The sequence below is a fragment of the Pseudomonas lutea genome (assembly GCF_000759445.1).
Lineage (GTDB): Bacteria > Pseudomonadota > Gammaproteobacteria > Pseudomonadales > Pseudomonadaceae > Aquipseudomonas > Aquipseudomonas lutea.
Map to the genome: position 1 here is coordinate 2,471,686 of NZ_JRMB01000001.1, position 13,136 is coordinate 2,484,821.

Sequence of the window (13,136 nt, forward strand, 5' to 3'; positions counted from 1 at the left end):
GTGTGGAGCTGGCGGGGTCTGCGGATGTCACGGCTGACTTACGCAGGCTTCTTCAGCGCCAGCTTTTTCAGCTCTTCGTCACGCAACTCACGGCGCAGGATTTTGCCGACGTTGGTGGTTGGCAGCGCATCGCGGAATTCCACGCTGCGGGGCACTTTGTACGCGGTGACGTTGGCACGCATGTGCGCCATGACTTGATCCTTGCTCAGCGTCGTGCCCGGCTTGCACACGACGAACAGCTTGATGGCCTCGCCGGATTTTTCGTCCGGCACGCCGATGGCGGCGCACTGCAGCACGCCCGGCAAGGCGGCCAGCACGTCTTCCAGTTCATTGGGGTAAACGTTGAAGCCGGAGACCAGAATCATGTCCTTCTTGCGGTCGACGATGCGCATGTAGCCATCGGGCTGGATGATTGCGATATCACCCGTCTTCAACCAGCCGTCGGCGTCGAGCATCTCGTCGGTGGCGGCCTGATTTTGCCAGTAGCCCTTCATGACCTGCGGGCCCTTGATGCACAACTCGCCCACCTCACCCACCGGCATTTCTTCGCCAGCGTCATTGATGGTCTTGCACAGGGTCGATGGCACCGGAATGCCAATGGTGCCCATCTGGATCTGCTGGAACGGGTTGACCGACGCCACCGGGCTGGTTTCGGTCATGCCATAACCTTCACAGATCGAGCAGCCGGTCACTTCTTTCCAGCGCTCGGCCGCCGCCTGTTGCAGCGCCATGCCGCCTGACAGGGTGAGCTTGAGCGAGGAGAAATCCAGCTTGCGGAATTCGGCGTTATTGCACAGCGCAACGAACAGCGTGTTGAGCCCGACGAAACCGGAAAATTTCCACTTCGACAGCTCTTTGACCATCGCTGACAGATCACGCGGATTACTGATCAGGACGTTATGGTTGCCGCTCAACATCATCGCCATGCAGTGAAAGGTGAACGCATAGATGTGGTACAGCGGCAGCGGCGTGATCAGGGTCTCGGTGCCCTCATTGAGGTTCGCCGCCATCAACGCCTTGCACTGCAGCATATTGGCGATCAGGTTGCGGTGGGTGAGCATCGCGCCCTTGGCCACGCCTGTGGTGCCTCCGGTGTATTGCAACACCGCGACGTCGCCGCCGCCCGGAGAAACATCCTGCACCGGCTGGCCATGCCCTTTGGCGAGCACGTCGTTGAATTTGATCGCCTTGGGCAGATGAAACGGCGGAACCATCTTCTTCACGTACTTGATGACACTGTTGACCAGCAGACGCTTGAGGGGCGGCAACAAATCAGCGACTTCAGTGATGATGACGTGCTTGACGCCGGTTTTGGGCACGACCTTTTCGGCCAGATGCGCCATGTTTGCCAGGCAGACCAGCGCCTTGGCGCCGGAATCGTTGAATTGGTGTTCCATTTCCCGCGCGGTGTACAGCGGGTTGGTGTTGACCACGATAAGCCCTGCACGGATGGCCCCGAACACCGCCACCGGGTACTGCAACACGTTGGGCAGTTGCACGGCGATGCGATCACCGGGCTGCAGGTCGGTGTGCTGCTGAAGATAGGCGGCAAAGGCACCGGACAGCGTATACATCTCGCCGTACGTCAGGGTTTTACCCAGATTGCTGAAAGCAGGTTTGTTGGCGAAACGCTCGCAGGACTGTTTCAATACGGCCTGTACATTCGGATACTGGTCCGGGTTGATATCGGCATCGATACCCGTCGGATATTTATCCTTCCAGAAGTTTTCGAGCATGCAGGCCTACTCCTCATCGACAGCGTTTCTACACACCGCTTGATGCGATGATTTCTTGTGTTTGGAATACTGTAGTCACCGCTTCTTGTTGACCGATGGTACAAAAAGCGGGGCGAGCGTAGCAGCTTTGCAAAGGGCCGCCTAGAGCCAAAAGCGGGCTCTCCAGTCACAACGATGACTCTTGAATATTCGCCAGTCACGTTTAGAGCAATGAACCTAAATGTCGGAATTTTCCTACGCCAGAGGCTCATGCCGACGCCGACCGACAGACCCTTTTCTGCACCTTCAGCGCGAAAAAAAACGGCGTGAGCAACACGCCGTTTTCATGTGACGCCATGCTGATCAGGCGATGTCGCGCAATTCCCGGCGCAGGATTTTCCCGACCGGCGTCATGGGCAGTGACTCACGCAGAACGATCTGCTTGGGAATCTTGTAGCCGGTGAAATTCTCCTTGCAGTATGCCTTCAACTCCTCGCTGGTCAGCGTGGCATCCCTCGGCACCACGAACAGCTTCACAGCTTCACCAGAGCGGTCGTCCGGAACGCCGATCACTGCACAGTTGGCAACTTTGGGATGACGCGAGACCACGTCTTCGATTTCGTTGGGGTAGACGTTGAAGCCCGAGACGATGATGAGGTCCTTTTTGCGGTCGACGATGCAGATGAACCCGTCCGGGTCGATGACCGCGATGTCACCCGTCTTCAGCCAGCCCTCGACATCGAGCACTTCGGCAGTGGCCTCTGGCTTGTTCCAGTAACCCAACATGATTTGTGGCCCCTTGAGGCACAGCTCGCCGCGTTCACCGACGGGCAGCTCGACGCCATCGTCGGTGATGACCTTGGCGGTGGTGCCCGGCACCGGCATGCCTACCGTGCCCAGCCTGGACTGATTGCCGTAGGGATTGGCGGTGGCGACGGGAGACGTTTCAGTCAGGCCGTAGCCCTCGACGATCGGGCAGCCCGTCAGCTGCAGCCAGCGCTCCGCCGTGGCCTTGACCAGCGCGGTGCCGCCTGAATTGGTGAGGCGCAGGGTCGAGAAATCCAGGGTTTTGAACTCGGGATGGTCCATCAGCGCCACGAACAGCGTATTGAGGCCGAGCATCGCCGAGAACTTCCACTTTTTCAGCTCCTTGATGAAGCCGCCGATGTCGCGCGGATTGGTGATCAGCACGTTGTGATTGCCGCTGACCATCATGCACATGCAATTACAGGTGAACGCATAGATGTGATAAAGCGGCAACGGCGCCACCATGATCTCGCTGCCCTGCTTGAAGATCGGCAGACCGTCCGGGCCATGTTGCAACATGCAGGCATAGACCTGCTGCATGTTGGCGACCAGATTGCCATGAGTCAGCATCGCGCCTTTCGGCGAGCCTGTGGTACCGCCGGTGTACTGCAGCACTGCGACATCCTTCAGCGCCAATGGCACCGCCTGCAAACGATCGCCCTTCCCCCGCTTGAGCACGGTTTTGAACGCGATGGCTTGGGGCAGGTGGTACGCCGGCACCATCTTTTTGACCTTGTCGACCACGGTGTTGATCAGCCAGCCTTTGGCGGCGGACTGCATGTCGCCCATCTTCACTTCGATGAGGTACTGAATGTCGGTGTCCAGCAGCACTTCCTGAACGTTTTTGCCGAAGACGTTGAGGTACACCAACGCGCGCGCGCCCGAGTCCTTGAACTGGTGACGCATCTCCCGGGCGGTATAAAGAGGGTTGGTGTTAACGACGATCAACCCCGCTCGCATGGCACCGAACACCGCGATGGGGTATTGAATCAGGTTGGGCATCTGCACGGCGATGCGGTCGCCAGGCTTGAGATCAGTCTGTTGCTGCAGGTAGCCGGCAAACGCCGCTGACTGCCGTTCAAGCTCCGCATACGTCAGCGTGACGCCCATATTGCTGTAGGCCGGGCGGTCGGCATACTGGCGGCAACTGCGCTCAAACACCTCGACCACCGATGAGTAGGCCGCAAGGTCCACCTCAGAGAGAACGCCAGCGGGGCGCTTGTCGTTCCAGAATTCAGGTTGCATGTTGTTTTTATCCTCTTACCTGAGTGGTACCCGAGTGTACTGGCCCCGTGGTATTTAAACGGGCGTTTGCCGGACGTTAGCAGCTATGGCATAGAAGGCAAATACTCGTACGCATGTCATCAACGCCGTGAATCTTGCGGGTAAACAGCCTGCCATCCGGCTACGGCTATACACTCAAGCGAAGCGCTCGCCACTGCGTTTTTTGCCACAACTTTTTACAGAGCCAGGGAAACGCAATGGAACAGGATGCTTTTTGGCTGGACGCGCACGACCATGCCCGCCTCTTCGTCCATTCGTGGCGACCGCTGGGCAATGCCCGGGCAGTGGTCCTGTTGTCCCACGGCATGGCCGAGCACAGCGGGCGGTATCAAAAGCTGGGTGCTGCGCTGGCACGGGCGGGTTTTGCCCTGTACGCCGCGGACCAGCGTGGCCACGGCCAGACCGCCACGCACGGGATTCTGGGTCACTACGCCGACAAGGATGGCTGGAACAAGGTGGTCGGTGACCTCGCCACCCTTAAAGCATCCGTTGCGGTGCGGCATCCGGGCGTACCGGTGTTCCTGTTGGGCCACAGCATGGGCAGCTACATCGCCCAGGCGTATCTGTTGCACCACAGCGCCAGCTTGCAGGGCGCCATTCTCAGTGCCTCGAATTACCAGCCGGTGACGTTTTACCGATCGGCAGCGCTGGTGGCGCGGATCGAGCGTTGGCGCCAGGGACCTACCGGGCGCAGCGCGCTGATCGAGCACTTGTCATTCGGCGCTTTCAATAAGCACTTCAAGCCCGCACGTACCTGCTATGACTGGCTCAGTCGCGATCCCGAGCAGGTTAACGCGTACGCCAGCGACCCCCTTTGTGGGTTCCGCTGTACCAATCAGCTGTGGATGGATCTGCTCGGCGGCCTGCAGCAGATCAGCCGCCACTCGAACCTGGCGCAGATCGATTCAGGCCTTCCGATACTCATCATTGGCGGTGAATGTGATCCGGTGAGCGACGGCAAGCGTCTCACGCATCTGGCAGACGCGCTGAGAGGCACCGGGCACCCGTTGGTCACGCTGAAAGTCTATGCGCAGGCGCGTCATGAGCTTTTCAACGAGATCAACCGTGAAGAGGTCACCCGGGACCTGCTCGCCTGGCTTGAGCAGGCGCTGCAGCAGCCAAGACCGCGCCGCAGCGAATGACGCCAGCGGCCCACTTTTATTTATGCGACAGGACACTCCATGACTCAAGTCACCAACACGCCGTACGAAGCCCTTGAAGTCGGTCAGACGGCCAGCTACAGCAAAACCGTCGAAGAGCGCCATATTCAGCTGTTCGCGGAGATGTCCGGCGACCGCAATCCGGTTCATCTGGACGCTGAGTTCGCCGCCAAAAGCATGTTCAAGGATCGCATCGCCCACGGCATGTTCAGCGGCGCGTTGATCAGTGCGGCAGTGGCTTGTGAACTGCCGGGTCCGGGCACGATTTACCTGGGCCAGCAGATGACGTTCCAGAAGCCGGTAAAGATTGGCGATACCTTGACCGTGCGCCTGGAAATCCTCGAAAAGCTGCCGAAATTTCGCGTGCGCATCGCGACCCGCGTGTTCAACCAGAACGATGAATTGGTCGTTGATGGCGAAGCCGAGATCCTCGCCCCCCGCAAGCTGCAAACCGTGAGCCTGGCCGAGTTGCCGCCGATCACCGTGGGTTGATCGAGGCTGCGAGGGCGGTTGGTTGGCGAATGCATGTGATTTGACGCTGGATGGCCGTGCGTAGATTGCATATGTTCAGATGCTGAATGGGCGTAGCGCAGGTCCGGTTCGCCAGCAAGCCGGCTCCTACAGTGGATCGGCGTCGACACCAAAATCTGCGCTTTGCACAAGAATCCGTAGGATCGGCGTCGACACTAAAATCTGCGCCTCGCACAAAATCCGTAGGAGCCGGCTTGCTGGCGAATGCTTGCGTTCAGCCACCGCATGGCTGTGGGCGGATGGCATATTTTTCCGCTGCACCACCGTGCGCAGATTGCATATGTTCTTCCGCTGCACCACCGTGCGCAGATTCCATGTGTTCTTCCGCTGCACGGTCGTGCGTAGATTGCATGTGTTCAGATGCTGCATGGGCGTAGCGCAGGTCCGGTTCGCCAGCAAGCCGGCTCCTTGTATCTCGACTTTGTCTTCTCAGAAGGTAAAGTTCTCGACTGATCATCGAGGGAAAGGCGTGAAGATGACCGGCTCCTAGTGGCGTTGTAGCCTGCGAAGTAGATCCATTCTCCGCCTTTCCAACCTCACTCATTGAGCTCGTACGATATCTAGAGCCACTTTGTGAGCTCGCATTTACAAGGTCGAAGCCGAGTGACGCGATGATTGATCTTTAGTTGAAAAGGAGAACAGCATGTCTTCATTCGTTGGCGTTGACATGGCCAAGAATACTTTTGATGTTGCGACGCCGTTGGACAATGGCAAACACCGCACCAAGGGCAAGTTGAGCAATGATGCCAAGGGCTTTGCCGAGTTCGAGTCCTGGCTTCGCAAGCACGCCACAGCGGACGCGCTGATTGTCATCGAGGCCACGGGTAATTATCACGAAGCGTTGGCTGACTTCCTTTTTCAAAAGGGATATCGGCTTCATATCGCGAACCCTGCCACCACCGCCGCTCACGCCAAGTCGGAGTTGTCACGCAACAAGACTGACAAGACTGACGCCAAACTCATCTCCGATTTCGCCATGCAGAAGCATCGCAAGTTACGGCTTTGGGTGCCTGAGCCACAGTCGCGGCGCCGTCTGAGGGCTTTGGTCCGCCGCTTGGAAGATCTCAACGAGATCCGCCAGATGGAGAAAAACCGCTTGGAAGTTGCCAGCCCGAACGTCGTAACGTCGATCGAATCGGTGATTGCTCATGTCTTGGAAGAAATCACCAAAACGGAAAAAGCGATCAAGCAACACATCGACGATGATCCTGACCTACGCGGCAAGAGCGAGTTGATGACCTCCATTGATGGTCTAGGCGAGAAGACCGCCGCGCTGATCCTCGCGGAACTGGGAGACCCTCTGGACTACGAAGGACCGAAAAAACTTTCTGCCTTCGCTGGATTATCGCCCAGACAGGACCGCTCTGGAGGCTACGTGGGTCCAACCCGCATAAGTCGAACCGGCTCGTCGCGACTCAGGGGCGGCCTTTACATGCCCGCGATCGTAGGAATACAACACAATGTGGTGCTGAGAGAGTTCGCCAAGAGATTGAAGGCGAACGGAAAGGCTCCCCGGCAAATTATCTGTGCAGTGATGCGTAAGATGTTGCACTTGGTCTATGGCGTGCTTAAAAGCAACAGGCCTTTCGAACCTGAAATTGCTTTGGCTCATTAACGGCTGATCAAGTAGGACTTGAATGGCTAGGATGTCGCTGCGGGATGGGCCGCGGGCGTATATTCGTGCCTGCTTGAAAAGCAGCAGCGCTAGCGCGCTGCTGGGCTTGCAGTAGGAGCATTAAGACGATATCTACAGTGGATCGGCGTGATGATCAGAATCTGCGCTCTGCACAAAATCCGTAGGATCGGCGCCGACACTAAAATCTGCGCCTCGCACAAAATGCGTAGGAGCCGGCTTGCTGGCGAATGCTTGCGTTCAGCCTCCGCATGGCTGTGGCGGACTGCATGTGCTCAGACGCGACGTCGTCGTGCGTAGATTGCATGTGTTCAGATGCTGCATGGGCGTAGCGCAGGTCCGGTTCGCCAGCAAGCCGGCTCCTACAGTGGATCGGCGTGATGATCAGAATCTGCGCTCTGCACAAAATCCGTAGGATCGGCGCCGACACTAAAATCTGCGCCTCGCACAAAATCCGTAGGAGCCGGCTTGCTGGCGAATGCAAAAAAAACGGGCAACCGAAGTTGCCCGTCATGCCCCGGTCCCGCGTTGCGTGCTCTTTTTATAAAAGCCTCAGCGTCTCGCGCGCCGGGTTGAGTCTTTCCGGGCGAACAGTGCGATGCCTGAGTAAATCACCATCAGCAACCCCACCGTCATGACGCCGGCTATTACCGCGTGGTCGAGAAACATGCGAGCGCCCTCTGCCTGGCTCTGTTTGATGAGCAAAGGTTAACCGCAGGTTTGCGGGGAGGACTTGATGCAGGTCAACGCCGGCGTCATTCGCTGACAGCCGCCGGGAGCCGATATGTAAGAAGGGGTCGTCTAGCGTTTTTTCGGTTTGCTCTTGGCTTTCTTCTTGCCCTTGCCCAAGGGCATTGCCTGCTCGAAAGCCTGACGCACTTCGTTCAGCCGCTTGTCATTGAGGTCGTGAACACGTCTGGCGCGCTCGGCGCTCAGGTCTACCAGTTTTTCGTCATTGCTCATGGCGTACCGCTCGTCAATACCCGTTGCGGCCAATGATGCGCAATCCCGACCTCGCTGACCAGCCTCAGACTTTCAGATCGACCCACAAACCCTGGCGCGGCTCGTCATCTATGATCGGCACTACCGGCACGGTGTCGTCGGCATTGAGAAAATCCCCGGGAATGGCCGGGCCTTCCTCAAGCTCGGGATGACGGTCCGCGACGCGGCGGTCGCTGCGGCGGCGCTGATGCCGGCGCTGTTCTTCGCGCAGCAGCAATTCGCCCTGCTCGCGGTCGCGTTCGCCCATGTCGATAGTGGTTTCGCTCGAACTCTTTTGAATCGGCGTCACCGGCGGGATGTCCGGGGTAGGTTTGACCGGGTCCAGCTGCGAAGTCACGGGGCCGCGCTCAGTGGGATCAGCGGTGGCAGCATGGTAATGGTCTCCTGTTATCAGGCTGTCGGCTGCCGTTTCGTCGACTTGAGCCGATTCAAGCGCGAGTTTCGACTATGTTTTTTGCAGCAAGTGCCCACACAGGCCTCATATCCCGTGTATCCGGGGGTTTTTACAATGTGGCTTTGGCCTGGAGGCCTTGTTCCGTTAACATAGTCGGCTTTTTCAAGGCGGGAGTCAGGCAGCATGTCGCAGCAGTATCAACCGGGGCAACGCTGGATTAGCGACAGCGAAGCCGAGCTGGGCTTGGGCACCGTTCTGGCGCAGGACGGTCGCTTGCTGACCGTGCTCTATCCGGCCACGGGCGACACCCGCCAGTATGCCTTGCGCAATGCGCCGCTGACGCGAGTGCGCTTCTCGCCAGGCGACACCATCACCCATTTCGAAAACTGGAAGATGACCGTCCGTGAAGTCGACGACGTCGACGGCCTGCTGGTCTATCACGGCCTGAACGCGCAAAACCAGCCGGTGACCCTGCCAGAGACCCAGCTGTCGAACTTCATTCAGTTCCGCCTGGCCACCGACCGTCTGTTTGCCGGGCAGATCGACCCGCTGCCGTGGTTCTCCCTGCGTTACCACACCCTCGAACACACCAGCCGTCAGTTGCAATCCTCGCTGTGGGGACTGGGCGGCGTGCGCGCACAGCCGATCGCGCATCAGTTGCACATCGCCCGTGAAGTCGCTGACCGTATCGCGCCCCGCGTACTGCTGGCGGACGAAGTGGGTCTGGGCAAGACCATCGAAGCCGGTCTGGTCATCCACCGCCAGTTGCTGTCAGGCCGCGCCAACCGCGTACTGATCCTGGTGCCGGAAAACCTGCAGCACCAGTGGCTGGTCGAAATGCGCCGCCGCTTCAACCTGCAGGTCGCGCTGTTCGACGCCGAGCGCTTTATCGAAAGCGATGCCAGCAACCCGTTTGAAGACACGCAGCTGGCGCTGGTTTCGCTGGAGTGGCTGGTCGAAGACGAGAAGGCCCAGGATGCGATGTTCGCCGCGGGCTGGGACCTGCTGGTGGTCGACGAAGCCCACCACCTGGTTTGGCATGAAGAAAAGGCCAGCCGCGAATACTCGCTGGTCGAGCAACTCGCCGAAGTGATTCCAGGCGTGCTGCTGCTGACGGCAACGCCGGAGCAACTGGGCCAGGACAGCCACTTCGCGCGTCTGCGCCTGCTCGACCCGAACCGTTTTCACGACCTGCACGCCTTCCGCGCCGAAAGCGAAAACTATCGCCCGGTCGCCGAGGCCGTGCAGGAGCTGCTCGACAAGGGCACGCTTTCGCCCAAGGCCAACGAGACCATTCGTGGCTTCCTCGGCGCAGAGGCCGAAGCGTTGCTCACCGCGGTGGCCGCTGGCGATACCGAAGCCAACGCGCGCCTGATCCGCGAGCTGCTTGACCGTCACGGCACCGGCCGCGTGTTGTTCCGCAACACCCGTGCCGCCGTGCAAGGATTCCCCGAGCGCAAACTGCACCCGTACCCGCTGCCCTGCCCGGCCGAATACCTGGAACTGCCGATTGGCGAGCACGCTGATCTGTACCCGGAAGTCAGCTTCCAGGCCCATGGCGAGAGCAGCGAAGAAGAACGCTGGTGGCGCTTCGACCCTCGCGTCGACTGGCTGATCGACACCTTGAAGATGCTCAAGCGCGTGAAAGTGCTGGTCATCTGCGCTCACGCCGAAACCGCGATGGATCTCGAGGACGCCCTGCGCGTGCGCTCAGGCATCCCGGCAACGGTGTTCCACGAAGGCATGAACATCCTTGAGCGCGACCGCGCGGCGGCGTACTTCGCCGACGAAGAGTTTGGCGCTCAGGTGCTGATCTGCTCGGAAATCGGCAGTGAAGGCCGCAATTTCCAGTTCTCTCATCATCTGGTGCTGTTCGACCTGCCGGCCCACCCCGACCTGCTGGAACAGCGTATCGGTCGTCTCGACCGGATCGGCCAGAAACACATCATCGAACTGCACGTACCGTATCTGGAAACCAGCCCGCAAGAGCGCCTGTTCCAGTGGTATCACGAAGCGCTCAACGCGTTCCTTAATACCTGCCCGACCGGCAACGCGCTGCAGCATACGTTCGGTCCGCGCCTGTTGCCGCAGCTTGAAGGCGGTGACGAAGACGATTGGCAAGCGCTGGTGACCGAAGCCCGCAACGAACGCGAGCGTCTGGAGAGCGAATTGCACACCGGCCGCGATCGCCTGCTGGAGCTGAACTCCGGCGGCGCCGGCGAAGGCGACGCGCTGGTTGAAGCGATTCTTGAGCAGGACGATCAGTTCAGCCTGCCGATCTACATGGAAACCCTGTTCGACGCGTTCGGCATCGACAGTGAAGATCATTCCGAGAACGCGCTGATCCTGCGCCCGAGCGAGAAGATGCTCGATGCCAGCTTCCCGCTGGGCGACGACGAAGGCGTGACCATCACCTACGACCGTAACCAGGCGCTGTCCCGTGAGGACATGCAGTTCATCACGTGGGAACACCCGATGGTGCAAGGCGGCATGGACCTGGTGCTGTCCGGCTCGATGGGCAACACCGCCGTCGCGCTGATCAAAAACAAAGCCTTGAAGCCCGGCACTGTGCTGCTTGAACTGCTCTATGTGAGTGAAGTGGTTGCGCCGCGCTCGCTGCAACTGGGCCGCTACCTGCCACCGGCCGCGCTGCGCTGCCTGCTGGACGGCAACGGCAATGACCTGTCGGGGCGCGTGTCTTTCACTACCCTGAACGACCAGCTCGAAAGCGTGCCGCGGGCCAGCGCCAACAAGTTCATCCAGGCCCAGCGCGATGTGCTCAATCCGCAGATCAATGCCGCTGAAAGCAAGATCGCGCCCAAGCACGCCGAACGCGTGGCCGAGGCGCAACGCCGCCTCGCCGCCGACACGGACGAAGAACTGGCGCGCCTGACCGCATTGCAGGCCGTCAACCCGACTGTCCGCGACAGCGAGCTGACGGCGTTGCGTGAGCAGCGTGAGCAAGGGCTGGCGATGCTTGAAAAAGCCGCGCTGCGTCTGGAAGCCATTCGGGTGCTGGTGGCGGGATAACGGGTTCGCCGCGCATCCCGCGGCGAACACCCAACCTGTAGGAGCGCGCTTGCCCGCGATTGCGGTGTGTCAGTTACGGATGCGGTGACTGACACACCTTTTCGCGGGCAAGCGCGCTCCTACAGGGACCGTGCCAACCCGATCAACAGACACAATCATTCAGGCTACGGACGGCTTCACCCCCTTCCCCAACGGCTCATCCGCCGCCATCCCCTCGCGCATCCTTTGCGCATCGGCGCTGAAACACGTCGACGCCCGCGCCAGAAACACCAGCGCGAAAAACAACGCCACCGGTATCAGATACATCGCATCGTGCAGACCCACTGCCTTGAACGGCTCGGTCATCAGCTCGACCTGCGCGGCGTACATCGCCGAATGGGCGAAATGGTCTGACAGCAAACCCACCACCACCGGTCCCAGCCCGCCGCCCAGCAAATAGAGACCGGCAAAAAACAATGCCATCGCGGTCGCACGCAGCCGAGGCTGCACCACGTCCTGAATGGCGGTGTAAACGCAGGTATAGAAGTTGTAGGAAAACAGCCAGCCGAGGCTGAACACCCCGACAAAAACACCGATTTCGATACGCCCGGCATGCAGCGCGTAACCGGTGCACAGCGTGGCGACCACCATGCTCAACGCCGCGAACATCAAACGGCCGTTGCTCCAGCGTTGATGCACCTTGTCTGCGACCCAGCCACCGAGGGTCAGGCCGAACAGTCCGGTCACACCGACGATCAATCCCGTGGCCATCGCGGCTTCCTGCAACGGCAGCAGAAAATAGCGCTGCAGCATCGACACCATGAACGAGTTGCACGCGTAAGTGGCGAAGTTGAAGGCCAGCCCGGCCAGCACCAGCCAGCGAAACGTGGGAATCGCCAACAGGCGGCGGATCGGACGATCGATTTTTTCCCGGGAAATGGCCACGCTTTCAGCCGCGCCCCGTGCCGGCTCACGAATGAAAAACATGAACACCGCCAGCACGAGCCCGGGCACGGCGGCGATAAAAAACGGCGCTCGCCAGCTGCCGAACGCCTGCACCATCGCGCCAATGGTGAAGAACGCCAGAAGCAGGCCTAGCGGCAGTCCCAGCATGAAGATGCCCATCGCGCGGGCGCGACGGTGGGCCGGGAACAAATCGCCGATCAGCGAGTTGGCGGCCGGCGCATAGCTGGCCTCGCCAATCCCTACCCCCATGCGCACCAGCAGAAACGCCCAGAAACTTCCGACCAGACCGTTCACGGCGGTCAGCCCGCTCCACACCGCCAGGCCCCAGCCCATCAGTTTGCGCCGCGAGCCGTTGTCGGCCATGCGGCCCAATGGCAGCCCGGCGATGGCATAGACCAGCGTGAACGCGGTGCCGATGATGCCGAGCTGGAAGTCGCTCAGCTGCCATTCCTTGCGAATCGGCTCGATGATGATCGCCGGGATGGTGCGGTCGAAGAAGTTGAACAGATTGGCCAGGAACAGCAGAAACAGAACGCGCCAGGCGTTCGCCGCCTGCGTCGAATGATTCATGTGTCACTCTCTTCTTGTTATTTGACCGGCCAGACCCGTCGAGCCGTGAACCTGAAATCTAGTCA

General features: G+C 59.8%; 9 protein-coding genes and 1 pseudogene. 4 read left to right on the forward strand and 6 right to left on the reverse strand.

Features of this window, described 5'->3' with window-relative positions; all coding sequences use genetic code 11:
- Positions 1-38: 38 nt before the first annotated feature.
- On the reverse strand, positions 39-1,736 hold the full coding sequence (fadD1, locus tag LT42_RS10590; protein ID WP_037012196.1) for a long-chain-fatty-acid--CoA ligase FadD1: 1,698 nt from the start codon (positions 1,734-1,736) through the stop codon (positions 39-41).
- A gap of 342 nt (positions 1,737-2,078) precedes the next feature.
- Positions 2,079-3,767 (reverse strand): long-chain-fatty-acid--CoA ligase FadD2, encoded by a 1,689-nt coding sequence (gene fadD2, locus LT42_RS10595; protein ID WP_037012198.1) that lies wholly within the window; start codon positions 3,765-3,767, stop codon positions 2,079-2,081.
- A gap of 236 nt (positions 3,768-4,003) precedes the next feature.
- On the opposite strand from fadD2, the gene LT42_RS10600 reads away from it, so the two are divergent.
- The 3 genes from LT42_RS10600 (at position 4,004) to LT42_RS10615 (ending at position 7,112) form a co-directional block, all read left to right on the forward strand.
- On the forward strand, positions 4,004-4,948 hold the full coding sequence (locus LT42_RS10600; protein WP_037012200.1) for an alpha/beta hydrolase: 945 nt from the start codon (positions 4,004-4,006) through the stop codon (positions 4,946-4,948).
- A 39-nt stretch (positions 4,949-4,987) separates the two neighbouring features.
- Positions 4,988-5,458, forward strand: a complete 471-nt coding sequence (locus LT42_RS10605) for a MaoC family dehydratase (protein ID WP_037012202.1) — start codon at positions 4,988-4,990, stop codon at positions 5,456-5,458.
- Positions 5,459-6,140: 682 nt separating this feature from the next.
- Entirely contained in the window at positions 6,141-7,112 is a 972-nt protein-coding gene (locus tag LT42_RS10615) for an IS110 family RNA-guided transposase (protein WP_037011250.1), read from the forward strand.
- A gap of 570 nt (positions 7,113-7,682) precedes the next feature.
- Here LT42_RS10615 and ccoM read toward each other — a convergent pair.
- From ccoM to LT42_RS10625, 3 genes and pseudogenes are all read right to left on the reverse strand, one after another.
- Complete coding sequence (ccoM, locus tag LT42_RS26240) at positions 7,683-7,799, reverse strand: cytochrome c oxidase subunit CcoM (RefSeq protein ID WP_276209511.1); 117 nt, start codon at positions 7,797-7,799, stop codon at positions 7,683-7,685.
- Between the two features lie 132 nt (positions 7,800-7,931).
- Positions 7,932-8,093: a hypothetical protein gene (locus LT42_RS26010; protein WP_162835395.1), complete on the reverse strand. Its 162-nt coding sequence runs from the start codon at positions 8,091-8,093 to the stop codon at positions 7,932-7,934.
- Between the two features lie 64 nt (positions 8,094-8,157).
- Positions 8,158-8,504, reverse strand: a pseudogene (locus LT42_RS10625) (aspartate-semialdehyde dehydrogenase).
- Between the two features lie 205 nt (positions 8,505-8,709).
- On the opposite strand from LT42_RS10625, the gene rapA reads away from it, so the two are divergent.
- Positions 8,710-11,556, forward strand: a complete 2,847-nt coding sequence (gene rapA / locus LT42_RS10630; RefSeq protein WP_037012206.1) for an RNA polymerase-associated protein RapA — start codon at positions 8,710-8,712, stop codon at positions 11,554-11,556.
- A gap of 159 nt (positions 11,557-11,715) precedes the next feature.
- Here rapA and LT42_RS10635 read toward each other — a convergent pair whose 3' ends face one another.
- Entirely contained in the window at positions 11,716-13,071 is a 1,356-nt protein-coding gene (locus tag LT42_RS10635) for a spinster family MFS transporter (RefSeq protein WP_037012207.1), read from the reverse strand.
- Between the last annotated feature and the right edge of the window lie 65 nt (positions 13,072-13,136).

Excerpts from the sequence above, each read along its gene's own strand:
- fadD1 (WP_037012196.1), bottom strand. The coding sequence starts at position 1,736 with ATGCTCGAAAACTTCTGGAAGGATAAATATCCGACGGGTATCGATGCC.
- fadD2 (WP_037012198.1), bottom strand. The coding sequence starts at position 3,767 with ATGCAACCTGAATTCTGGAACGACAAGCGCCCCGCTGGCGTTCTCTCT.
- LT42_RS10600 (WP_037012200.1), top strand. The coding sequence starts at position 4,004 with ATGGAACAGGATGCTTTTTGGCTGGACGCGCACGACCATGCCCGCCTC.
- LT42_RS10605 (WP_037012202.1), top strand. The coding sequence starts at position 4,988 with ATGACTCAAGTCACCAACACGCCGTACGAAGCCCTTGAAGTCGGTCAG.
- LT42_RS10615 (WP_037011250.1), top strand. The coding sequence starts at position 6,141 with ATGTCTTCATTCGTTGGCGTTGACATGGCCAAGAATACTTTTGATGTT.
- ccoM (WP_276209511.1), bottom strand. The coding sequence starts at position 7,799 with ATGTTTCTCGACCACGCGGTAATAGCCGGCGTCATGACGGTGGGGTTG.
- LT42_RS26010 (WP_162835395.1), bottom strand. The coding sequence starts at position 8,093 with ATGAGCAATGACGAAAAACTGGTAGACCTGAGCGCCGAGCGCGCCAGA.
- rapA (WP_037012206.1), top strand. The coding sequence starts at position 8,710 with ATGTCGCAGCAGTATCAACCGGGGCAACGCTGGATTAGCGACAGCGAA.
- LT42_RS10635 (WP_037012207.1), bottom strand. The coding sequence starts at position 13,071 with ATGAATCATTCGACGCAGGCGGCGAACGCCTGGCGCGTTCTGTTTCTG.